Genomic DNA, 23,835 nt, shown 5'->3' with positions numbered 1-23,835 from the left:
ATAACAATGCGGGTGAAACTGGTATTTTTTAAAGAATAAACCATTTCGCCCGCTATTTTTATATCACCAATGAATTCGTTGGAACTTCTTCTGCAACATTTTCCTGGTTATTCATTTCGGCAATATAAGCCTCGATCTTCATAAAATCCCTATCTGAGGTAAAATGGATGGTATGCAGGCCCGCTTCTTTAGCCCCTTGTACGTTAGGTAATAAATCATCAATAAATACGGTTTCATCGGCATTTAACTGACACTCATTTAAAAGTCGCGTAAATGATTCCACATGCGGTTTTCTCATGCCGAAAATATGAGAAAAATATTGCGCATTGAAACAACCCTCAAAATTATTTACCTGACAATCTCGTTCACAAAGTCTTAAGATTTCTTTTAAATGGATTTCATTGGTATTGCTGAATAAAAAAGTATTGTAAGAACTTCGTAATTTTTTAATATACTCTAGTCGCTCTACAGGTATATCAATTAACAGTGCGTTCCAGATGGAGTCAAACTCTTCCTCAGAAATTTCCAAATCCAAACGGGTCATTAATTCCTTTCTAAAAGTGGAGGAAGTTAATTTACCTGTTTCATAATCATCAAAAATTTTTGAAAATTCTTTTTGGTTGTAGCGTCCTACGCTTAATCGATGAAATTTTTCTTCAGTTAATTTGTAATCTAAATTAAGAATCACACCGCCCAAATCAAAAATTATATTTTTTATTCCCATAGTCTTATGAACTCCATGCTATAAAATTGCGCCAGCAAAGTATAACAAACAATGGATTTAATAAAATCTCTGTACATAGCCTATGAAGTTGTTAGACTTAAGTACTTTATTTTATGGATAAAAGGAAGCATTATGAAAAAAATTTTGGCAATTTCTATAGCTCTTTTAGCAAGCAGTGCTTATGCAGCCGAGACTGCAAGCAATGAGAGTCAGATGATGCAACCGCCAAAACCCGTCGAGAATAAAGTTTATGATCAGATGGTGGGAATCTGGCGCGGCGAAAGCAATATGATGGGCATGAAAATGCAGGAAACTATGAAAATTCGCTGGGCACTGAATCACCAATATCTGATACTTGAATTAAATACCAAAGGCGATAACCGCGCAGATGTGCAATATGAAGGAAAAGGCGTGTTTGGTCTTACCGCAAATGGTCAAGCCAAAACCTGGTGGTTTGATAGCTGGGGAGCTGATAATGCTGCAACGGGTACTGGCACTTTTTCAGATAACAAGCTTGAACTCACGGATGGTAATGATCGATTTAATGAAACGCGCACTTTTGAAATCAAAGGAAATGAGATGATCATGCATGCCAAAGGTAGCATGACCATGCCGAATGGTAAAAAAATGGATTTTGATCAAACAGTAACTTATAAAAAAATTTCATAGAGAGATTTTCTACAGTATTCATTTGCCTGAGCGCCGGTGAATACTGATTTTATTGGCAAATCCTTCCGTTAAACCTAGAATATAAATTCTTATTAATTTACCCGCCCCATTGTTTTATTTTTTCTATTTGTAAAATTCAAAAACTCTGTATACACTATTATTGAACACATTTTAAGCAAGGATGCCATTATGAAAACAATAGCATTAATATTAGTACTATTTGGTTCTACTTCTTTAATTACCAGCTGTGGTTTATTTTGCCCAGCCTGCACAAACTATAGCAGCTCAAAATAAAAGCGATAATGAACTACTAATCCCTCGAATGAGAGAGAATTATGCGGGGGATTAGTCAGCCTAAGGTTACAAATATTCATTAAGTAGCTTAACTGTGATCGGTTTTAAAACAGCGCTGCCGAATGCTTTATCCATAGGGGCCGGAGGTGTTTTATCCGATAAGTTGCTTATAAACAAATATTGTTGGCTCCCCTTCTCCACAAACCCGATAAACCAGCCATCCCTTAACAAGCTAGGGTTAGACGCCCGCTCGCTGGCTCCGTGGCGCCCGCTCCCTGTTTTACCATACAAGTCAGCGCCATTTTCCAATTGGCCTTGATACATGTTCTTCTTAGTCAAATGCAAAGCTTCTTTGGAAACAGGCAAAGCGCCTGCATAAAAAGCTTTTAAGAAATTCAATTGTTCCATGGCAGATATTTTTAGGCTACTGCTTAACCAGGCATATTGAAGTCCATTGTTCTTACCAGGATCACCGCTGAAATCCTGATTGCCGTATTTAAATTTGGCCAAATAACCCTTGATACGTGTATCGCCCATTCGTTGAGTAAGTTGTTGAGAAACCCAAACGACTGAATATTTAAGCCAGCTCTCTGGGGTTTGATCATGGTTCCAATCTAACAAAGCACTTTTCTTTCCATTCCATTTGAATACCGTGCTCTCATGGCTCGCGCCACTATCAAAGGCCATCAGCGACAAAGCAATTTTAAATGTAGAATCAGGAGCAACTCGCTGATTACAATAATTTTTAGGATTATATTTACTGATAATTTTATTTTTATTCACATCATACAAAATAAAACAGGCATTATAACCTTTGAACGTCTTATTATATTCTTCTTGGGTGATTTCTTTGGCAGCTGCATTTAAAGCCAAAATAGACAGCAAGGATACAATTGGTTTTCTCATTTTAATTTTTAGGCTGGTAAAACATGCGATTAAATAACACTTAATGCCGTAAGTAAAATTCATTTTTGCGCAATCCACACCGTGGCATCACCACATTGTGCATCTTGCATCTTATGAAGTAATGTTTTTAACCCATTCTCATCAAGAAGGCGAGTGTATTCTTCGGCAGATAAAGAGGCGCGATAAAGCAACTCACCACCATTCTCACTCCAAACTTCCTCAAATTTCGGACCTGTAGTTAAAAACCAATAAGCCTTTTGCACGAAGAAATGACACTAATCGTTTTAATGTGCTGGGCTGCTCAGCATGAGGTAAATGAAAAAACTGTGCCAGGCCAGTACGGATTAAATTTTTCTCTCAGGACAAGCTTTCTCATATTTGCCAACAGCCAGGTTTCAGTGGGAAAACGCATTCTACATTTGGCAATCATTTTTCACTGGCATCGACTCCTGTTATCTTATAGCCTCTTTCAATAAAAAATTTTGCTATTGGAGAACCCTGTGCCGCAACCTACGTCCAGTATCTTGCTTTCTATTGGGATGTTCTCAGTGATAAAGTCAGGGTAAAATCTCTCCATTAATTCTTGATTCCTATGTGCCTCAAACCAATCTGAAATTTTATTGTACACTGCGCAAGCTGTCTTTTTATTTTCTCATGATGATAAATCCTATTAAAAATCTTTAAAATAGTGGGAAAAAAGAGTAAAAATGTATATGCTTTAAAAGCATTAGTTTAATCTTCTATTAATAATCAAAGGGACAAATCATGAAAAGAATATTCGCATTAGTAGTTTGTAGCTTAATGTTAGGCTCTTCAGCTTCCTTCGCTGCTGATACTGTTGCAAAAACCGATATGAACACCAAATGGATTTGCACAACCAATGCCAGCAGCAGCGATGTTGCCGATGACAAAGCAGCAGATGATAAAATGGCCAACCAAGCAGGCTCTGCTTCTGATTCTTTTGCTTTTGCTGCCAAGAATTGCAGAGATTGCACCAAGATCACCTGCGAAGTTCAAGAATAATTAAAAAAACTGAGGTTGCTGCAGCAACCTCAGTAATCTTCATTGCTTCTTTCCTCATAATTGTTCACGTCTAAATAATATGCTAAAATGCGCAAATTTTGAACTATTCGGAAGTTTAACATGCCACATGTTACGTTCAATGTGTTTTTTAGCGGCGCAGAAGATGCAGCAAATAATACCGATACTTTAGTTGGATTCTTGACAGAACACATCGAATCTGACGCCCAACGGCTTATTGCATTTGATGGTTGCGGCATAACACATGGACTATCAGGCACTATTTTTGGCACCGGCCTGGATCAACACTGCCAGAAAGTAATTGAACAAATTGCTGCGGAGATTAAAAAGGGTAATACTGTTTCCTTGAACGCTTATGGACATAGCCGCGGTGCTACTGGCCTGCTTCTTTTAGCCAAGCAATTGTCGACAGTAGAAAAAAATTTACTGGAAATTAATTTGGCTTTGTTAGATCCCACCCCGGGCAATTTAATCACATCCGCCACCCTGGATTTTTTGGGTATCAGTTTAGCAAATAAAACCAAGGACTTACGTAACTGTCTGCCGTTGAGTAATGTTTTGGCACTTTATCCAAATGTACCACTTCCAGCCATAACCTTTCGAGCTCCCTCTTTTAGTCTTTATCCCGAACGGACTAAAGTAGAAGAAGAAGCAATTGCAGGATATCATGCTCAAACTCAACATTTAACAATTAATCCCAGCGGCGTTGTTTTCAGCCCTGAAAGCTTTATTACATTTGCGCGTGTAGTAAAATTTCTTCAGGAAAACGGCACTCAATTTAAACCTTTCCCGTCTATACGAGTGGAAGGCATGCTGGATCTTAAGGTTGATAGCAACCGGTTGGATGACGCTTTGTTGGCAGTTTACCAAAAGGTTAATGAACTTCATCATGACAAAACATACAGAAATTGCCATTCTGACCATGGCGTTATTATAAACACCAAAGAAAAAGCTGAATACTTTAATTTGCACCATCAATACTTGGCAGGAAAATCAAAAAAGAAAGACAGCGCGCGGGTAACTTTGGAAGAAAGTTATAGCCTTGCAGCAGTCTTAAGGCGAACTGTACATAACTATCCCAAAATGTGGCAAATGATTAAGTGGGTAAGTATCAGTTTAATAATAGCCTTCCTGATTTTCACCATTATTACGAGTGCAGGTATTTCTACCCCTTTGACTCCTTTAATTGCTATAACATTAGCCCCAGCCGCAAGTGCTGGCTTGGCTGGTTTATGGTATAGCTTACTAAAACCTGCCATCGACTGGCTGATTGATCGTATATTTTACCCCCACTTTTATCTACGTGATATCACGGTAGAACGGGTACCCATTGAAGATTCTACTAAAAAAATGGCCTCAAGCCTTGGTGTGGACAAGAATAGGGAAAACCAAATGGAACAGGAGATAACTCCTCAGTCTGCTCATGAGCCATTAGATAATTCTTCCCGGGAAGAAGAGCTTCAAATCGAGGATGCGATAACTCAGGAAATTAATACTGGGCTTAATCTTAACGTTAGCCATTAAGCATTGCTGTACGTCCTCTAGACAATGCCACTCAACCGATGTCGGCGGAAATAATCAAGTTTTTCCCGCTTTTTTTTGCCTGGTATAAAATCTGATCTGCTTTAGAAATTATTTCTTCTATATCGGTGATGGAGTCATGGGGAATAGAGACTATTCCTATGCTTAAGGTAATTTTGCTAAATATTTCCAATCCCTTAGGATGAAGATGCAAACTTAATTCGTCACGAATCTTATTGCAAATGGCAATGGCATTTTCCAGGGGGGTGTTAACCAGAATAGCTGCAAACTCATCACCTCCCAACCGAAATACTGTATCATTAGCCCGCCTGAAAGTGGCTTTCAAAACGTTAGCTACATGAGTTAGAAATTTATCCCCAGAAGGATGCCCTAAATTATCATTTATTATTTTAAAATTATCGACATCTATGAATACTAAAGTAAACGCATATTTATTGCGTTTTGAGCGATTCAATTCTTCTTTTAGGGTTTTATCAAAATAGCGTCGATTGTATAAGCCGGTAAGAGGATCAGTTATTGACATGGAAGATAACTGCTCGATTAATACTTGCTTATCTTCAGAAAGCGCTACCATCTTTCGCAGCATTTTGCCATTTATATTAGCCGTGATGATGAGCATTAATATGAATAGCAAAAACATGCTAGACAATAAAATACGGTCAAACGTATTGAGATAATAATTGTAGATAATGACCGGAATAAACATGGATAAAACGTAAGCATAAAAAGCGGGCATATAAATTGATAGCGATGCGATTGAGCCGGCACACATGCCTCCCAGAACCAAAAGAATAATAAATTCAGGCAATGGAGCCAAATAGGGTAAAAAAATAAAATAACCGACTCCCCAAGTAAGTCCCATGAGAAATGTCAGGACAATAAATGACAGCAAAGTAGTTATGGAATGGCTGCCGTTTTCAGCTTGCGCGATTTGTTTTTTACTTAGAATAATCCGTGAGAGTGTAATGATAAAAACGATACTAATCCACGGAATAATTTTTGAGAAAGGTACGCGGTGATAATGAAGTGCAATGACCAAAAGGAGGGCGGAAATGATATTGAAAGGTATAGCCCGCAACGAACCTTGTAATAATAATGACAAACAATCTTTAGAGATATGGGTCGGGACTATACTTCTCATTCGTTAAAATCATCTTCCCATCTTGAAGTAAAGTATAGTATAGCATCGATTAAGTGTTTGGTTTTGTTAAAGTTATTGGCCCCAGCTTCTGAGGCCTGCAACAAAGTCATTACTACTAAGGCTTGAAGCTTTTTTGTTCTGGTTCCGGCATTTCAAATTTAGAAAAAAGAACATCTTTGTCGGGACGATGCAAGGAACCATCGCCATTCGAATAAAAAAGCACTTTATCCGTACTGGGATCAACAACGATAAACCTGCGGTTTTTTTCAGCTTGTTCATTAAAAAAATTTTCTGCATCTTTTTCACTGGGGAAGCTTAGACTAACCCCGCCGTCCTTTCCTGGTTTAGGCTCTTCAGGACGTGTTTTGGTTAGTTTTTCCAAGTAATCCAAATAATCGCTGACTAATAAATCGATTGCTTCCCGCTTTTTCTGTTCATCTTCGTCTATTGGGCGAACATTTACTTTTTTAACATCTCTCAACTCCATTTGCTGTTGTTCTTTCTCTTTTTGTTCTTTTTCTCTTTGTTCCTGTAACTGTTGTTTGAATTGATTAGGCATAATTTTCCCTTATTTGGTATTTGCTTAAATTTTAGGCAAAAAAACCAGCGCTCACAAGTTCCCATGAAACGCCGGTTTGTAAAGATCAAGTAAAGAATCTAGTAAGCCTTCTTACATAGCCCTAAGCAATATAATCACAGAGCTTCAAAGATAGCAGCCGCACCCATGCCTGTTCCAATGCACATGGTCACCATGCCATACCGTTGGCGCGTACGTCTTAATCCATGCAGCAAAGTGGCTGTGCGTATTGTACCGGTAGCCCCAAGCGGATGCCCTAAAGCAATTGCTCCTCCAAGCGGGTTCACTTTTTCCCGGGGTAATTTAAGTTCCTTGATAACAGCCAAAGCTTGTGCGGCAAAAGCCTCGTTTAACTCAATCCAATCCAATTGCTCAAGCGTCAATCCCGCACTCTTTAAAGCCAAGGGGATGGCGTGAGCAGGCCCGATGCCCATAATTTCCGGCGGTACACCGGCAATTGCATAGCTTAATAAGCGACCCATGGGCTGTAAATCGTATTCTTGTAAAGCACATTCGCTAGCTAAGAGTGCAATGCCTGCACCATCACTCATTTGCGAGCTATTACCCGCAGTAATGCTACCGTGTGCTGCAAAAACTGGTTTTAATTTAGCTATTACTTCATAAGAGGTATCTTCCCTGGGACCTTCATCTTCACAAATTAAACGATTCTTAGTAACAACCCCGCCTGTGGACAAATTAGGATTACGCAATGTAATTTCAACGGGACTAATTTCAGCATGAAAATCACCGCGTTTTTGTGCTGCGACTGCGCGCTTATGACTTTCAGCAGCAAATTCATCTTGTTCCTGTCGTGAAATTTGCCAGCGTTTGGCCACGATTTCTGCAGTAATGCCCATGCCATAAGCAATGCCTATATGCTCATCAGTAAAAATAGCTGGATTAGCGGTGTATTTATTTCCTCCCAATGGGACTTTAGACATGCTTTCCACGCCTCCTGCCAACGCAAAAGGTGCCCCCGTTTGGGCAATTGTATTTGCAGCAGTGGCAATGCTTTGCACCCCGGATGAACAAAATCGATTGATGGTCATGGCTGGCACTGAGGCAGGTATTCCTGCTAACAGAGAGGAAATTCGGGCTACGTTCATTCCTTGCTCAGCTTCGGGCATAGCGCAACCTATCACTACATCAGCTATTTTTTCCCAATCCACCCTATTATTCCGCTCCTTGATTCGCTTCATAACATGAATCAGCAAGTCATCTGGGGAAGTGTGCCTAAAAACTCCTCGTGGTGCTTTACCTACCGGGGTTCGTAATACATCAACAATATAAATGTCCGTCATTGAAATAAACTCCTGCTAATTACGCAACGGCTTGCCAGTTTCAAGTAAATATTTGATTCGAGCTTGGGTTAAAGATGTTTCGGCAAGAGCAATAAATGCTTCTCTTTCCAATTTAAGCATCCAGGCTTCATCAACTTGCTCACCCTGATTAAGATCGCCACCGCAAAGCACACGCGCCAAATGGTTGGCAAGGAAATAATCGTGTTGGGATATAAATCCACCTTCCAGCCAGTTAACTAATCCAATCTGTAAACGAGCATGCCCTTCCCGGCCTGCAACTTTAAATTTTACGGGCAATGGTGGACTGTAGTTTACAGCTTGCATGTACTTAACCCGTGCAAGAGCTGCATACAGGACTTCATTGGTATTCATCACCCAAACATCTTGCGGTTTTAAATAACCACGCTCTGCTGCCTCCGTTGCGCTGCCAGCAACAAACCCTGTGGCAATTTGCTCAAAATAAGGTTTAAGGAAAACAAATAAATCCGCCTCTTTTGCTTCCTCGGCCGCACGCAAAGCCATTTCTTTACAGCCACCGCCAGCAGGAATTAATCCAGCCCCCACTTCAACCAAACCAGGGTAGGATTCAAAAGCGGCCACGGTGGCCGCGCAATGCATCACTAATTCGCATCCCCCGCCTAATGCCCGCCCGCGCAGTGCGGCAACCACAGGGATGGGGCTGTACTTAATACGCATCGCCAAACATTGAAACTGTGCGATCATTTCATCTAAAGCTTGCAGTTTATTAGCCTGCAAAAGTGCTCCTACACCACGCAAGTCCGCGCCTGCACTAAAATTGTTAGCATCATATTGATAGATGATTAACCCCTGGCATTGTGCAGTTGCAATATCCAAAGCTTGATTAAAACCATCTAAAACTTCCTGACCGATGGTATTTGCTTTGGTTTTAAAACTGATAACAGCAATGTCATCTTGTAAATGCCATAACTCTACAGCAGGATTTTGCCAGAGAAGATGATTTGTCGGATGAATGCATTTAATGGCGTTCTCACTAAAAAACTGGCGTTCGTACACCGCCAAATGATCTTGTTCCTGATATTGATTGGCCACAGGTGAAAATGCGCCCTTTTTCGTGTAAAAATTATCCAAGTGGAGCACCCAAGCCGGTAATTTAACTGAACTTAAGGTCCTATTTTCAGCTATGGCTTTTTCCAGGTATCCTTTGACCATATCAACACCTGCTGCTTGCCATATCTCAAAAGGACCCTGCTGCCAACCAAACCCCCAGCGCAATGCAGAATCAACATCACGAACTGAATCTGCAATCTCTGCCAGATGGTATGTGCAATAATGAAACAAATCAAAAAAACATGCCGTTAAAAACCGAGCTTGCGGGTGATTTGCAATAAATAAAGTCCGCATGCGCTCTCTTGCATCAGGCAGCTTCATGATGTTTTTTATTTCATCACTCACCTTGTCTTGTACAGGGCGATATTGTTTAAGCTCAACGTCATAAACTTCAATTGCTTTCCCATTCTTACGATAAATACCCTGACCGGACTTTTGCCCTAAATAACCTTTTTGAATCAAAGTCATCAGCCACTCAGGCAACTTAAATAATTCATGCCAAGGATCAGCAGGCAATTGCATTTCCATTGTACGCACCACGTGTTCCATGGTATCCAGACCTACTACATCCATGGTGCGAAATGTTGCAGATTTTGGCCGGCCGATTAAGACGCCGGTTAAGCTATCCACTTCGTCCAGGGAAAGGCTCATTTCTTGTGCGCGGTGTAAAATAGCTAGTAAGGAAAATACGCCTACCCGGTTTGCAATAAAGTTGGGGGTATCCTTGGCACGCACAACGCCTTTACCAAGGTAACGTGTTAACCATGTTTCCAGGGCATCAAGCAGCACGGCAGAAGTCAATTTTGCCGGGATTAACTCGGTCAAACGCATGTAGCGGGGAGGATTGAAAAAATGAACGCCGCAAAAATGCTCTCGATTTTTTTCAGGCAATGCTTCTGCCAATACGTTAATGCTAAGACCAGAGGTATTGGTAACAAGGATGGATTGCTCGCCAAGATAAGGTGAAATGCGCTGATACAAATCCTGTTTCCAATCCAAACGTTCTGCAATGGCTTCAATAATCAAGTCACAATCGCTAAGTTCCGCCAGATTTTCTTCATAATTTCTTATTTTTAACAAAGAAGCAGACTGAGGGGTAGCTAGAGGTGAGGGCTTCAATTTAGTCAAATTCTTCACAGCTTGATCTATTAGGCTATTCAAACCCCCTTCTTTAGCTGCTAAATCAAATAATAAAGTTTCAATCCCCGCGTTGATGCAATGGGCGGCTATTTGTGCTCCCATGACCCCTGCTCCGAGAACCGCAATTTTCTTAATGAAAAATGGCTCTTGCATATTCAATTCCTTCCAAAAATTAACTTAAGACAAGTCGAAACGTATTCCTTGCGCCAAAGGCAAAGTATCGCCCCAATTGATGGTATTCGTTTGGCGGCGCATATAAGCTTTCCAGGAATCCGAACCGGATTCACGCCCGCCACCTGTTTCTTTTTCTCCTCCAAAAGCACCGCCTATTTCAGCTCCGGATGTACCTATATTTACGTTTGCAATTCCACAGTCACTTCCTATGGCGCTTAGAAATTGCTCCGCGGATTTTAAATTCTGGGTGAAAATCGCTGAAGATAAACCCTGCGGCACACCATTTTGTAATTCGATGGCTTCATCCAAAGAATGGTAAGGCATAAGATAAAGGATAGGTGCAAAGGTTTCCTCTTGAACTATGTCATCTTGGTTAGCAAGCCCCGTCACCAAAGTAGGTTGAACAAAGCATCCCTGTCGATTGAGAGATTCACCACCGAATAAAATTTGCCCACCAGCTGTTTTAATCCGGGAAATTGCCTGGTTAAATTGCTCTACAGCTTGTTTATCAATTAAAGGACCCATTAAATTTTTACTGTCCAATGGATCACCGATTGTAATTTGCTCATATGCATGCTGCAGGCGTTTGCTTACTTCTTGAAAAATAGAATGATGCACAAACAGGCGGCGAGTTGACGTACAACGCTGCCCTGCAGTCCCAACCGCACCAAACACAATGGAGGGAATGGCTAATTTTAAATCCGCAGTCTCATCAAGGATAATGGCGTTGTTACCACCCAGTTCCAGGATAGATCGACCAAGGCGTGCCGCAACCTTGGTCGCTACTTTTTTGCCTACCGCTGTAGAGCCGGTAAATGAAACCAACGGTATGCGGGCATCTTCGACCATTGCTTCAGCGACAGCATGCGAAGATGGAATAATTAAAGAAAAGATGTCGGGACAATTGTTTTTCTGTAAAACCTCATTACATATATGCTGTACGGCAATGGCACACAATGGAGTTTTCGCGGAGGGTTTCCACAAAGTCACATTTCCGCAAATTGCTGCAATGAAAGCATTCCAAGCCCAGACAGCGACAGGAAAGTTGAAGGCAGAAATAACGCTAACAATGCCGTATGGATGCCATTGTTCATACATTCGATGATTTGGCCTCTCAGAATGCATGGTCTTACCATATAACATGCGCGACTGTCCTACTGCAAAATCGGCAATATCAATCATTTCCTGTACTTCACCATCGCCTTCTTGCTTGGATTTCCCCATTTCCAGGGAAACCAAACTGCCTAACCAGTCTTTATGTTCCCGCAGGGCTTGGCCGATTTGACGGATAATTTCCCCGCGTTTGGGTGCCGGAAATTTACGCCAGAGCAAAAAAGCTGCCTCTGCGCGTTTCATGACTTCTTGATAATCATCGATAGAACAGCTGGAAACTTCAGCAATTTTTTCACCATTACTTGGATTTATGGAAACTAAGCGATGATGGTTGTAGGCGCTTTTCCAGCTGTAACCACTGTAAGCACCAGAATTAAGTTCTGAAATATTAAGATTTGATAATAAATCCATCACGGTTCTCCTGAAGAACGTTAATGAGCCAATTATTGGGTTATATGAGTTACATGAGATAGTCCACCTGCCCCGCCTTGACAGACAGGGTCAGGAAATGAATAGACAGTTCAAGCGTAGTATTGGCCGAAACGATTATTCAACACATCATTTAGTTTAAATTTTTCTTGTAAAATCAAGCCGCGGTATTCATTTGCCTGCCCTAAAACCAAATCCACTACCGAGCAAACGCCTGAGGCTGTACTGACTTGTATGGCAGACCATTCAATTCCCTGAATGGTTTGAGGATAAACTTTTTTCACATAACTTTTTTCGGTTAATTCACCATCTTTTATACCTTCAACCGTTACATAAACCATCACCATATCCTGGTAAGTTTTGGGAATGGCTTTTTCTAAAATACGTTTTAAAGTTGCTCTGTCTTCATTTAATTTTAAATCATTCATTAAAAAACGCATTTTTAGGCAATGGCCAGGGTAACGCATGGTTTTATAATTTAAGCTTTGAATTTTGCCTGCGTAGAGTTCTGCCAAGCTGCCTAACCCTCCGGACGTATTAAATGCCTCATATTCACAACCATCAATTTGTATTGATTCCAACCCTTCTAAAGGTGCAAAAACGGCTGCTTCTCCATGTTCTATTCCATAGCAAGGATTCCCGTACTCATTAATTACCCCATCGGTGGACCATGTTAATGAGTAATGCAAAGCATTGCTTGCGCGCTGAGGCAAAGCGCCTACACGCAGTTTTGCATGGTGGCATTCTTCAAACTCTTGCATCAGCGTATTGGCTGCAATACTGATGAAACCGGGGGCTAAACCGCATTGCGGGACGAAAGCAGTGGTGGCCTCAGCCGCAATTTCTTTGACTGCGGAAGTGACGGCGGTATCTTCAGTCAAATCAAAATAGTGGGCTTTTGCATTGTTTGCAGCGCGCGCGACGTGTGTGTTTAGAAAATAAGGCAAGCTTGAGATTACGGCAATGATGTTGTTTTTTTGGAGGTAAGCTTCTACGGACTCTTGATCGCGTACATCCAGGGCGACGGTTTTTATCTGCGGCATGTTATGCAGCAAGCGGGCAACGTCCGTACCACTAAATTCCAAGTCGGCCAAATGCACTTGGTAATCCTTGCTATCCGCCAACAAGCAGGCAATTAAACTTCCAATTTTCCCAGCCCCTGTAATCATCACGTTATACATACATCCTGTCTCCTTTGTAAAGCGAATAGTCATCGTACACTAAAAAAATAGGGTTTGCACAGTCAACTTGCCAATAAAAACACGTGTTAATCATAAGACGCAAACATTCATAAATTGTGAAATAGTTTACCTAAAACTTGATCTTTTAAGCCTACTTCTCTATCGTCGCACAATTGCATTCTTTCTTTACTAATGCTATGAACCAAGCGGCAACCGCCACAAAATCATCACTGAACCATTTGGCAGTCAATAAGCTCCCTTATTTGCCTTCTTTTTTGGCAGGGTTACTATTGCCGTTAGGGTTTGCGCCTTTCCATCTTCCAGGATTCCCCATTCTTGGACTTGCATTTCTCTATACAAACCTGCAACGCTTTACTGTGCGGCAATCCTTTTCTGCCGGGTTTGCCTTTGGCTTGGGTTTTTTAGGACTTGGGGTTTCCTGGGTTTATGTAAGCATCCATGAATACGGGCATTTAAATTCATTTTTCTCAGCACTCATCACGTTGTTGTTTATTATTTATCTTGCTATTTATCCAGCTTTGGTTGCCTGGGCATTTAAAAAATTAACTATTTCTTCGGCCTTGTTTTCATGCGTTTTATTTAGCGCCTTGTGGTGTCTAGGCGAATATGCAAGAGCGAATATCATGGGAGGATTTCCCTGGCTGCTGCTAGGCTTTGGCCAAATGGATACACCTCTTAAGCATTTATTGCCTGTGATAGGTGTGTATGGCATAAGTTTTCTAACTTGTCTTGCAGCAACTTTTTTAGCAATGGGCGTGCAAAGCAAATCAAAAACCAGATACGCATGGATCCTAGCCCTGGTAAGCATGATTTTACTCCCCTCAAGTCTTAAACATAAACACTGGGTGGAAATTGAAAAAACGCCTGTTTCGGTGGGAGTAATTCAAGCGAATTTATCCATGCGTGACAAATGGGATGAAGGATTGTTCTGGCAATTATTGCAGCATTATCGCGATAAAATCGAGCAATTATTAGGCAAAAATAAATTAATTGTTTTACCAGAATCCGCTATCCCGCTTCCAGCCGGTTACATCAGTGATATTCTTGAAGCCATCCATCATCAGGCCAGCCAAAAAGACAGCGCTGTTTTATTAGGCATTCCAGAGCCTACGAATGCTGAAGAGATTCAATATTATAATACGATGCGCGCACTTGGCTCGGCGCAAGGCTCTTATCTCAAACAACATTTAGTGCCATTCGGCGAATTTATTCCCAAACCTTTTCAAGATATAGTGGAGTGGCTGGCACTTCCCAGTGCAAATCTCAAGCCAGGACATGCCAATCAGCCTTTAATCCATGTGCACCACCATCCCATTGCCACGCTAATTTGCTATGAATTAGCCTACCCGCAACTGTTAAGAAAACAGTTGCCCAAGGCTGCATGGATTGTTTCTATAAGCGATGATGGTTGGTTTGGCCGTTCTTTTGCCATGTATCAACAATTACAAATGGCACAAGCCCTTTCTTTGCAAACGGGGCGATACCAAGTATTGGCCAATAATGATGGATTATCTTCCTTAATTAATGCCAAGGGCGATATCATTGCGTCACTGCCAGCCTTTAGTGCGGGCATTGTTGAAGGAAACATATGGCCGGCATTCGGTTCCACCCCTTGGGTTTATTTAGGGGATGCACCCGTTTTGTGGCTTTCATTTTTATTGGTTTTTTTCACAGCTGGGTTTCTTTATTTCCGCAAATATATTCAATCCTAACCTATTGCTGCAAATCATAAGAGGGGTTATTCTTACCAGCCCACAAACTTTGATTTATGAATATGGATAACAGTTATAAACCTCAAGAAATTGAAGAACAAGCACAGCAGTTTTGGCTTAAAAAACAATTTTTTAGCGTCACCGAAGATTTAAATAAGGAAAAATTTTACTGTTTATCCATGTTCCCCTATCCTTCTGGTACCCTGCATATGGGGCATGTCCGTAATTATACATTAGGCGACGTTATTTCCCGCTATCAGCGCGCCCTGGGCAAAAATGTCCTGCAACCCATAGGTTGGGACGCATTTGGCTTGCCAGCAGAAAACGCTGCGATTAAGCATGGAATTCATCCAGCGGAGTGGACTAAAAAAAATATTGCTTCGATGAAAGAGCAATTTTTAAGATTAGGCAATGCCTATGACTGGAAACGTGAAATTACGACCTGTGATCCGGATTATTATCGTTGGGAACAGTGGTTTTTTATCAAACTGTTTGAAAAAGGGTTGGTTTATAAGAAAAATGCCATTGTGAACTGGGATCCAGTTGATCAAACAGTTTTGGCGAACGAACAAGTAATTGATGGACGCGGTTGGCGATCCGGCGCTCTCGTTGAACATAAAGAAATTTCTCAATGGTTTATTAAAATCACCGCCTATGCTGACGAATTATTATGCGATTTAGATACCCTTGATCAGTGGCCTCTTCAAGTAAAACAAATGCAGCGCAATTGGATTGGCCGCTCTGAAGGCACCAATATTTATTTCAAGGTTCACGATTACAACAAGCGGCTTAAAGTCTACACCACTCGCCCAGATACATTAATGGGCGTAACTTATCTAGCAGTGGCACCCGATCATCCTTTGGCAAAACAAGCTGCTGCCCAAAATCCTGAAGTTCAAGCTTTCCTGGACAGCTGCCAGGGCGTGCGGATGTCAGAAGCTGATATCGCCACCCTTGAGAAACGCGGCATTGACAGTGGCATGAAAGCTGTTCATCCCATCAGCGGCCTGGAAATTCCTGTCTGGATAGCTAATTTTGTATTGATGCAATACGGTTCTGGAGCAGTAATGGCTGTTCCAGCGCACGATCAGCGCGATTGGGAGTTTGCTCAAAAATATCAGCTGCCGCTTACACAAGTCATTAAACCGGCTGGCGAAAAAGAGCACGATTTTAATACATCTGCATTTACTGACGAAGGCATTTTGATTAATTCAGCAGAATTTGACACTTTGCCCTCGTCGGATGCGAAAAAAGCGATTACTGAATGGCTGGAAGAGCAGGATTTAGGCAAGGCTACAGTAAACTATCGTTTGCGCGATTGGGGAGTATCGCGGCAACGGTATTGGGGTACCCCTATCCCGATGATTATTTGTGAGGAATGCGGTATTGTGCCTGTTCCTGAAGAAGATTTGCCTGTCACGTTGCCTGAGCACGTGGATTTAACCGGCAGCGGCTCTCCTCTGGCTCGATGCAATGAATTTGTACACACATCCTGTCCCAAATGCGGGCAGGATGCGCAAAGGGAAACGGATACCTTCGATACGTTTATGGAATCTTCCTGGTATTACGCCCGCTTTGCCTGCAAAGGCCAAGACAATGCCATGCTCGATGATCGAGCAAAATATTGGACTCCCGTTGATCAATACATAGGTGGTATTGAACACGCCGTGATGCACTTATTGTACGCCCGCTTTTTTCATAAATTAATGCGCGATGAAGGCTTGGTGAATTCCGATGAACCGTTTAAAGCCCTGCTAACCCAGGGAATGGTTTTAAAAGACGGCCATAAGATGTCCAAATCTTTGGGAAATATTGTTGACCCTAATCATTTAATCAATACTTATGGTGCAGATACCGCCCGCCTATTCGTCATGTTTGCCGCTCCTCCTGAACAATCGTTGGAATGGTCAGACAGTGGAGTTGAAGGAGCACACCGCTTCCTGAAGCGTCTTTGGGCTTTTGCGCATCAAAATCAAGCTTTATTATGTGAAGTAAATGATCTCATCAAAGATAATAATCTTAATATTAATTGGCAAAATTGCGACAATCGCTTAAAAAAATCGCGATTAATCGTCAATCAAATTTTGGCGCAGGTTACTCAGGATTATGAACGACAGCAATTTAATACTGTTGTCTCAGGCTGCATGAAATTATTTAATGAGCTTTCCTCTTACACAATGACTACCGAGGAAGATAAATATTTTCTGCATTCTGGCCTCAGCATTTTGTTACGGCTCTTGGCTCCAATTACCCCCCATATTTGCCATCATATCTGGCAGCAACTTAACTTTGAAAAAATTATTATTGACGCACCGTTTCCCAAGGTAGATAAAAGCGCTTTAAAAGCAGACGAAGCTGAGTTTGTGGTACAGGTAAATGGCAAGTTACGTGCCCAATTCCAAGCAAGCGTTGATGCTTCGGAAGAAGCGCTCATTGCAATGGCAAAAGAGCATGCATCATCTTTTTTGACCGATAAAAATATTAAAAAAGCCATTGTGGTTGCACACAGGCAATTAATCAATCTCGTAGTCAGTTAAGATGAAATTTAGCAGTAAATTTTATACTTATTTTTTTCTGGGATTACTGCTGGCGTCTCTGAGCGGATGCGGCTTTCATCTGCGCGGCATGCTGGACATGCCAAGCTGGCTTGATAACATCGCTATTGTCAATGCAAACTCTAAAAATCATCCTTTGGATGTTTTTTTGCAAGAACAACTGCAAGCGTATGATGTGCACGTAACCACCGAACCCTCTTTAGCGCAATATTGGCTAATCATTGAACGTGATGCTTTTCAACAACAAATTAGCAGCATCAGCGCCAGCACTACGCCGCGGCAGTATCAATTAATTTATACCGTACAATTTAAAGTCCAGCAGGTGCGGGGCCAGGAAATTATTCCTTCAAGCCTGGTTTCCGTAACTCGACAAATTACAATCAATAGTGACAGAATATTAGGTTCTGATGAAGAAGAAGCTACAACAAAGAGGGAAATGCGGCGAGAAGCAGCCATTCAAATTTTAAACCGCCTAAGCCGTCACGAATAAGGAAATAACCATGAAGTATATATTTATGTTGTTAAGCTTGATCACAATGAATGCTTATGCAGCCCCTGCCGGTCAGTGGCAATGTTTGGCATTTGATGCCAAAGAGCAAAGTTATCAAGGCTTCGGAGTTTCTATTTCAAGTGCCATGCAAGCGGCGACCGAGCGCTGCCGAAAAGAGTCGAGCTGCCAGGATTGCAAATCAGCCCAATCTTATTGTGAACAAGGCGCACTCACCCTGGCTGATGATCGCTGTGTCGTTACTGATGAAAATGGGCGCGCATGGGATGCCTCGGGTGTAAATGCTTGTAAAGTAGCCATGTCTTTATGTACGGAATGGCAATTTTTGCATGGGAAAACAAGCCCGTGTTCAATCAGGCATAATTAAAACCCTTCACGCCCTGCAACACAAGCTGGTACTTGGCACATGAAAATTGCGTTTCTTTAAGTCTATTATTCATACCAATTTAGGTAGAAAAGAGTGAGGTAGAGGTGCTGCTTAAATATCAAGACCTTACATCCAGCCTGCACAGAAAAATATGCCCTGTTTATATTTTAATTGGCCAGGATCATTATTTGCTGAATGATGCAGCCTATCAAATTAAAAAAAGCTGGCATTTGCTAGGCGATAGTGATGATAAAATTCTATATATGAATTTGGCGCAAGATTGGGCCGCACTGATTGAAGAAGCGAACAATTATTCCTTATTTGCCGAACATGTGTTACTGGATGTACGCTATGAGAAAAAATCGCTGGAAAATGCAGGGAAAGAAAAATTAAATCAATATCTGGCAGATGTTAATCCACGCTGTTTAATTATATTACGGGCACCTCATCTCAGCAGCAAACAATTGCAAGGTTTCTCAGCAAATGAGCAAGTCTTGATTGTCCAAGCTTCTCCGTTTACGCCCACCATGCTGCAAAAGTGGATCATTGCACAATTGAACCGTTTTGCCATTTCCTATGAGCCGGAAGTACCTGCCCTTATTCACCGCTATACCCAGGGGAATATGTTGGCTTGTGCCCAAGTTCTTGAAATTATTAGATTAGTGATTGATGAAAAAGAAATATTAACGCAACAGATGGTCATTGAACAATTAATTGACCAATGCAATTATCAATTGTATGAGTTATCGGATGCATGCCTTTCCGCCAATACGGAAAAAGCCATTCATATCCTTCGGCAAGCAAGTGAAAATCGCACGGAACCTGCATTGATTCTTTGGCTGCTTGCTCAAGAAGTTCGCCAACTCATTCAATTGTCGCATTTACTTTCCCAAGCCGTTGCCTTCTCTACGGCGTGTAGCCAATTAAAAATCTGGCCACAGCGCGTTAATTTATATCAATCGGCTTTAAGACGATTACCTATACTGCGCTTGTATCAATTACTAAGCCTCAGCCAAACTTTAGACGAACAAATTAAGACAAGCCATAATCAGCAAATTTGGCTTTCTTTCGAACAAATGGTAATTAATTTAACTACTTAGATCGTAGTGAATCGTTGTATAAAGCAAAGCAATTGGTGGGTAAAAGAGCAATTTGGTTGTTTTTAATTTTATATTGACGTATTATTCGTTACTTGATAACGGTAGCAAAGCGCAAAAATCCATTTAAACCAATGATAATTTCAAAACTCAAATACGTTCTTTGTCTTATTATTTCTTTGTTTGCATGTAATATAAGCTTTGCCGAGCATCGTTACATCGCAATAACTGTTGACGATTTGCCTTTTGTTGGGGAAAGCAAAAATTTTCATTTAAATATGATTATTGATGCATTTAAAAATAATGAAGTGCCGGCAACTGGTTTCATTATTGCAGGCAATGTCCGGCCGGAGAACTGGAAAGTATTACACCGTTTCCGAGATACAGGCCTTGCCCTAGGCAATCATACCTTTTCTCACATTAATTTAAATAAGGTAAACGTTGATACCTACATTCAAGAAATCGATGAAGCTGATAAAACATTGCTGCCTGTACTAACGGAACCCAAATTTTTTCGTTATCCCTATTTAGCTACAAGCGATGGTAAGAAAAAAAATAAAGTTTTGCAATTTCTCACAGCAAAAAATTATCAAGTCGCCCCTGTAACCATAGACAGCAAGGATTTTATTTTTAATCAATTATTATTGTCCGTTCCTGAAAATAAACGGCGTGAATTCATGAAAGTTCTGGAGCCTTGTTACTTAAATTTTATTTGGCAACAAACGATTAAGGCCGAGGAACGTAGCCGCCTGGCACATAAAACCAAGCAACCACAAATTTTATTAATCCATGCAAACCTGCTTAATGCCTACGCTTTGCCCAACATTATTAATCTTTATCGGCAAAATGGCTTTGTATTTGTAACGCTTGAAGAAGCTTTAAAACATTTTGGCGAACGTACTCAACTGGCACATAAAACGTTTAAAAACAAGCACGATGAACGTATCGAAAGTTTTATGGCATGGGATTAAATCAGTATGAGCAGTAACACGTCCGGATTCTGGTATTTCAGCAGAACCCGGGAGAGAACTGTCTCAACTTTTTAATTTCTCTATTATTTTTTTGCAAAATGCCGGGAGATCAGAAGGTTGCCTCGAGGTGATGATGTTGCCATCCACGACTACGGTTTCGTCCAGGTAATGCCCACCCGCATTTTTTACATCATCTTTTACAGTATGAAAACAGGTAGCTTTTTTGCCTGAAATAACACCAGCAGAAATCAAAACCCAAGCCGCATGGCAAATAGCAGCCACAATATTATTTTTTTCATAAGTAGATTTAACAATATTGAGCATGGCTTGGTGAGTCCGCATTTTATCGGGAGCATAGCCGCCGGGAATAATAATTGCGTCAAATTCTTTATCCTCAGCTTCACTGGCGGTACAATCTGGCTCTACGCCATACCCTAGTTTGCTCTTATAAGTTTTTTTCTCGGGGGCAATAATAACAGGCTTTATCCCCTCTTCTTGTAAACGCAAATATGGATACCAGAATTCCAGTTCCTGATACTCGTTTTCAACAAAAATTCCTACTGATTTCATTTTTCCTCCTTGAATTTTAAAGCCACCTTTTAACGAATAAAGCGGCTATAAATTATTTTCCCAATCCAAATCACAAGGATAGCAATAATCAGCCACAATACAATCAACGGCAAAAATACAATGAATTGAATAAGGCCTCGCGTAAATCCTTGGATATATTCCAGTAATGTATAATAAGAAGATTTTACCGTTTCACCGAGCTGCCAATGCTTCATCTGCTGTTTTTTTATTAAAGGATCTTTTTGCAAGTAAATGATAACTAAGGATAAATCCAACGATTCTTTATAATATTTCATTTGCCCTGTAAGCACATCGATTTGTTTCTGTGTTTCATGCAATTGTTGATAAACTTGTAACACATCGGCGGTTTGTGTAGCTCCTTGCATTATTTTTGTAAGTTGAACCTTGGCAGCTTCAAGATTCTTCAACTGACTCTCCAAATTTACATATTGTTCCGTGATATCTTCGCCTTGTATGGATTCTTGCAAGACTTTAAGTGCATACGATTTTAGCCGAGTTAAGGTGTCATTAAGCTTGGTGGATGGCACGCGAATGCTGATTTGTCCGTTAGTATCCATATTATCCTCAACATCTTGCGCCACATTAGAATTAACAACATATCCCCCGATGCTCTCTGCCAACATATTAATTTTCTGCATCACGGAATTAACGTCAGAAACTTGCAAGGTTAACGTTGCATTGCGTACAAGCATGCGTTTTTGCGGGGTTCGCGCGGGAACTGCTGCAGGTGAAACACTTGAGAAACTTGCCTGATTTTCCGTATGAGCAGCATATGCTTGCACCGATGTAGGTGCACTTGTAAACATGGTCGAACCGGTAGACGCAAAGAAAAAATGAAACAAGAAATAAAAAAGAGCGATAAATCCTATTAATGCCAATACATAAAGTAAAAGTCTCATGGAAAGATCTCTCAGGCTTTATGTCTAGTGTAGCATTTAACAGGAAGATGAAGCGGGGGCTTTGGGAAAAATTAACTAAGGAGTTTCCTTACTCCTCTATTATTTAAATGTCTAATTTTTCATGATGAGCTATAAAGCCAGGTTGTAATGTTTTTACAAGTTTTTTGTCAAATAACAATTCTTCCTTGCTCATCAAAATAGCCGCAATGGTCCTTTGAATTTCAGAAAGCACCTGATTTTTAACCTTTAAGTTAAGGCAGGTATCATCTTCTGCTTCAAGCGCTGCCAATTGCTGGACATAAGTTTGATGCATGGATGCATCTACTTTTTCGAGACTTAACAATTGTTGTTCAATGTATTTAAGCAGAGCTAATTTTCTGATTTTTCTAGCATTCAGCAGGCGTTGCTCCAAACGATCCATCATTTCTTTTAATTCTTGTGGGCTGTCACTGCAAGTAATGCGGATAATGCCATTGTCTTTTGGCAAACCAAAATAACTGAGTGGTGCAATCATTATCGAATCTTTAAAAAGCAAATAATAGGCAATGTCTTCCCCAGTTTGTACTTTACCTTTCTTTTGCAAAGCACGGAAAGTTTCTTCCGGCAATTCCAAACCAAATAAATCACTGAAGTCGCCCAATGCATAAAAGGTGGCTTCAACCTGGTACTCCGGATCAGCAACATTGGCTCCCATGTCATGCAAGCGTTCGATAACATAATCCACTTTTTTCTTATAAAAAGCAGACATTTTTTTATGTTCCTCAGCCTCAAAGTTAGCCATGGTTTGAGCATAAGCGATTTGTGCAGAACGAGGAGCGTGAACAAAATAACTGACGCTTCTATTAAGCAATTCGTTCATTAAGACAGGATCAAAAACCATCATAACGGCCATACGCTCGCCTGCTGCCGAAAAAGCTTTGGTTGCTGAACGCAAGATGATGGTTCTTTCTTTTAAATCAGGAGCCAGCTTGAGGAAAGAAGGCATGGGCTTATAACACATTTCTGCGTAAGCTTCATCAAAAATGATATGTAAATCAGGGTACTTACGTAGAACTTCAGCGATCTTCAGCATTTCTGCTTCATCGACAATATTTCCCAGAGGATTAGACGGGTTGCAAATTAAAACGGCCTTAGGTATACCGTTATCTAGTTCTGCCAGGCGATACGCTTCCCTGATGCTCGCTTCCAGCGCATGCGCTTTTATTTTGAATCCAGGCTCATTCATGACTTCCACAGGATGTAAGCGATGCACAGGATTATTGGCGTACGCACTATAATGAGGAAAAGGAGTAACAACACGATAACCAGGGATATCCGTATAACGAGCATTGAGGGTATCGAAGAGCATTCCTAACCCGGCGATACCTCCAACTGTAAATAAAATATTTTCTTTTGCAATATCTGCCGCATACCATTTGGACATGGCTTCTGCCATCAACTGCCTTGGTGGTGTATCACCGCGCGGATCACCGTAATCAATAGCAGGGTTTTCTTCCATTCCATCCACACTGTCAAACCATTGTTTGGCCAACTCATCCAATCTTTGCCAATAAGATAAATGAGATGAAATGGTATGTGTGCTAATCGGATAAGTGGGCTTACCAAGACCCGCAAAAATTAATTTCTTTGTTTTTGCCGATTCTTGCGAAATAACTTCTTCATTTAACGTGTTGGCCCACATGGCTAACAACATAACTTTTTCTATTTTGTGTGCAGATTGTCCATTTGGAGTTAACATAATAAAATCCCGTTAATGAGCAAATAATACGTTTTGTGGGCAAAAATTATACCTT

The 23,835-nt window shown here is 40.9% G+C and carries 21 protein-coding genes; 9 read left to right on the top strand and 12 right to left on the bottom strand.

What is annotated here, in order from left to right; all coding sequences use genetic code 11:
- Window positions 1-58: 58 nt before the first annotated feature.
- Entirely contained in the window at window positions 59-724 is a 666-nt protein-coding gene (locus NKV53_RS02955) for an HAD family phosphatase (protein ID WP_126954812.1), read from the bottom strand.
- 51 nt (window positions 725-775) lie between these two features.
- Between NKV53_RS02955 and NKV53_RS02950 the strand changes: the two genes are divergently transcribed.
- Window positions 776-1,393: a hypothetical protein gene (locus NKV53_RS02950; protein WP_126954813.1), complete on the top strand. Its 618-nt coding sequence runs from the start codon at window positions 776-778 to the stop codon at window positions 1,391-1,393.
- Between the two features lie 360 nt (window positions 1,394-1,753).
- Here the strand turns inward: NKV53_RS02950 and NKV53_RS02945 are convergent, their stop codons facing one another.
- Together NKV53_RS02945 and NKV53_RS02940 are read right to left on the bottom strand one after the other, a co-directional pair.
- Window positions 1,754-2,593, bottom strand: coding sequence for a penicillin-binding transpeptidase domain-containing protein (locus tag NKV53_RS02945; protein WP_126954814.1), 840 nt, complete (start codon window positions 2,591-2,593; stop codon window positions 1,754-1,756).
- Window positions 2,594-2,652: 59 nt separating this feature from the next.
- The gene (locus tag NKV53_RS02940; RefSeq protein WP_233588855.1) at window positions 2,653-2,856 is read right to left on the bottom strand and encodes a hypothetical protein; all 204 of its coding nucleotides are present in this window, start codon (window positions 2,854-2,856) and stop codon (window positions 2,653-2,655) included.
- Window positions 2,857-3,358: 502 nt separating this feature from the next.
- Here NKV53_RS02940 and NKV53_RS02935 point away from each other — a divergent pair.
- Both NKV53_RS02935 and NKV53_RS02930 read left to right on the top strand, forming a co-directional pair.
- A complete protein-coding gene (locus tag NKV53_RS02935) occupies window positions 3,359-3,616 on the top strand; it encodes a hypothetical protein (protein WP_126954815.1) in 258 nt (85 codons plus the stop codon).
- Between the two features lie 120 nt (window positions 3,617-3,736).
- Window positions 3,737-5,158 (top strand): hypothetical protein, encoded by a 1,422-nt coding sequence (locus NKV53_RS02930; RefSeq protein WP_126954816.1) that lies wholly within the window; start codon window positions 3,737-3,739, stop codon window positions 5,156-5,158.
- 31 nt (window positions 5,159-5,189) lie between these two features.
- On the opposite strand, the gene NKV53_RS02925 is transcribed toward NKV53_RS02930, so the two are convergent.
- The 6 genes from NKV53_RS02925 to NKV53_RS02900 form a co-directional block, all read right to left on the bottom strand.
- Window positions 5,190-6,317 (bottom strand): GGDEF domain-containing protein, encoded by a 1,128-nt coding sequence (locus NKV53_RS02925; RefSeq protein ID WP_126954817.1) that lies wholly within the window; start codon window positions 6,315-6,317, stop codon window positions 5,190-5,192.
- A gap of 115 nt (window positions 6,318-6,432) precedes the next feature.
- Window positions 6,433-6,876, bottom strand: a complete 444-nt coding sequence (locus tag NKV53_RS02920; protein WP_127111307.1) for a hypothetical protein — start codon at window positions 6,874-6,876, stop codon at window positions 6,433-6,435.
- Between the two features lie 134 nt (window positions 6,877-7,010).
- A complete protein-coding gene (locus NKV53_RS02915) occupies window positions 7,011-8,195 on the bottom strand; it encodes an acetyl-CoA C-acyltransferase (RefSeq protein WP_126954819.1) in 1,185 nt (394 codons plus the stop codon).
- 15 nt (window positions 8,196-8,210) lie between these two features.
- Window positions 8,211-10,577, bottom strand: a complete 2,367-nt coding sequence (locus tag NKV53_RS02910; RefSeq protein WP_253350662.1) for a 3-hydroxyacyl-CoA dehydrogenase/enoyl-CoA hydratase family protein — start codon at window positions 10,575-10,577, stop codon at window positions 8,211-8,213.
- Between the two features lie 24 nt (window positions 10,578-10,601).
- Complete coding sequence (locus NKV53_RS02905) at window positions 10,602-12,122, bottom strand: aldehyde dehydrogenase family protein (protein WP_126954821.1); 1,521 nt, start codon at window positions 12,120-12,122, stop codon at window positions 10,602-10,604.
- A gap of 110 nt (window positions 12,123-12,232) precedes the next feature.
- Window positions 12,233-13,321, bottom strand: a complete 1,089-nt coding sequence (locus NKV53_RS02900; protein WP_126954822.1) for a saccharopine dehydrogenase family protein — start codon at window positions 13,319-13,321, stop codon at window positions 12,233-12,235.
- Between the two features lie 197 nt (window positions 13,322-13,518).
- Between NKV53_RS02900 and lnt the strand changes: the two genes are divergently transcribed.
- The 6 genes from lnt to NKV53_RS02870 all read left to right on the top strand — a co-directional run bounded on the left by lnt (window position 13,519) and on the right by NKV53_RS02870 (window position 20,552).
- Window positions 13,519-15,054, top strand: coding sequence for an apolipoprotein N-acyltransferase (gene lnt, locus NKV53_RS02895; protein ID WP_127057379.1), 1,536 nt, complete (start codon window positions 13,519-13,521; stop codon window positions 15,052-15,054).
- A 62-nt stretch (window positions 15,055-15,116) separates the two neighbouring features.
- Window positions 15,117-17,591 (top strand): leucine--tRNA ligase, encoded by a 2,475-nt coding sequence (leuS, locus tag NKV53_RS02890; RefSeq protein WP_127057378.1) that lies wholly within the window; start codon window positions 15,117-15,119, stop codon window positions 17,589-17,591.
- A 1-nt stretch (window position 17,592) separates the two neighbouring features.
- The gene (lptE, locus tag NKV53_RS02885; protein WP_126954825.1) at window positions 17,593-18,099 is read left to right on the top strand and encodes an LPS assembly lipoprotein LptE; all 507 of its coding nucleotides are present in this window, start codon (window positions 17,593-17,595) and stop codon (window positions 18,097-18,099) included.
- Window positions 18,100-18,109: 10 nt separating this feature from the next.
- Window positions 18,110-18,484 carry a hypothetical protein gene (locus NKV53_RS02880; protein ID WP_127057377.1) on the top strand — a complete coding sequence of 125 codons (375 nt, stop codon included), beginning with the start codon at window positions 18,110-18,112 and terminating at the stop codon, window positions 18,482-18,484.
- A gap of 104 nt (window positions 18,485-18,588) precedes the next feature.
- Window positions 18,589-19,584 (top strand): DNA polymerase III subunit delta, encoded by a 996-nt coding sequence (holA, locus tag NKV53_RS02875; protein WP_371923152.1) that lies wholly within the window; start codon window positions 18,589-18,591, stop codon window positions 19,582-19,584.
- A gap of 131 nt (window positions 19,585-19,715) precedes the next feature.
- The gene (locus tag NKV53_RS02870) at window positions 19,716-20,552 is read left to right on the top strand and encodes a polysaccharide deacetylase family protein (RefSeq protein WP_127032695.1); all 837 of its coding nucleotides are present in this window, start codon (window positions 19,716-19,718) and stop codon (window positions 20,550-20,552) included.
- A 63-nt stretch (window positions 20,553-20,615) separates the two neighbouring features.
- Here the strand turns inward: NKV53_RS02870 and NKV53_RS02865 are convergent, their stop codons facing one another.
- The 3 genes from NKV53_RS02865 to NKV53_RS02855 all read right to left on the bottom strand — a co-directional run bounded on the left by NKV53_RS02865 (window position 20,616) and on the right by NKV53_RS02855 (window position 23,780).
- A complete protein-coding gene (locus NKV53_RS02865; protein WP_126954829.1) occupies window positions 20,616-21,122 on the bottom strand; it encodes a type 1 glutamine amidotransferase domain-containing protein in 507 nt (168 codons plus the stop codon).
- 29 nt (window positions 21,123-21,151) lie between these two features.
- On the bottom strand, window positions 21,152-22,042 hold the full coding sequence (locus NKV53_RS02860) for a DUF4349 domain-containing protein (RefSeq protein ID WP_253350659.1): 891 nt from the start codon (window positions 22,040-22,042) through the stop codon (window positions 21,152-21,154).
- Window positions 22,043-22,145: 103 nt separating this feature from the next.
- The gene (locus NKV53_RS02855) at window positions 22,146-23,780 is read right to left on the bottom strand and encodes a pyridoxal phosphate-dependent aminotransferase (RefSeq protein WP_126954831.1); all 1,635 of its coding nucleotides are present in this window, start codon (window positions 23,778-23,780) and stop codon (window positions 22,146-22,148) included.
- Between the last annotated feature and the right edge of the window lie 55 nt (window positions 23,781-23,835).

Source organism: Legionella sp. 27cVA30 (assembly GCF_024160945.1).
Lineage (GTDB): Bacteria > Pseudomonadota > Gammaproteobacteria > Legionellales > Legionellaceae > Legionella_A > Legionella_A septentrionalis.
The sequence above is the reverse complement of the archived record's forward strand: the minus strand, read 5'-3'. Positions and strand labels throughout refer to the sequence as shown.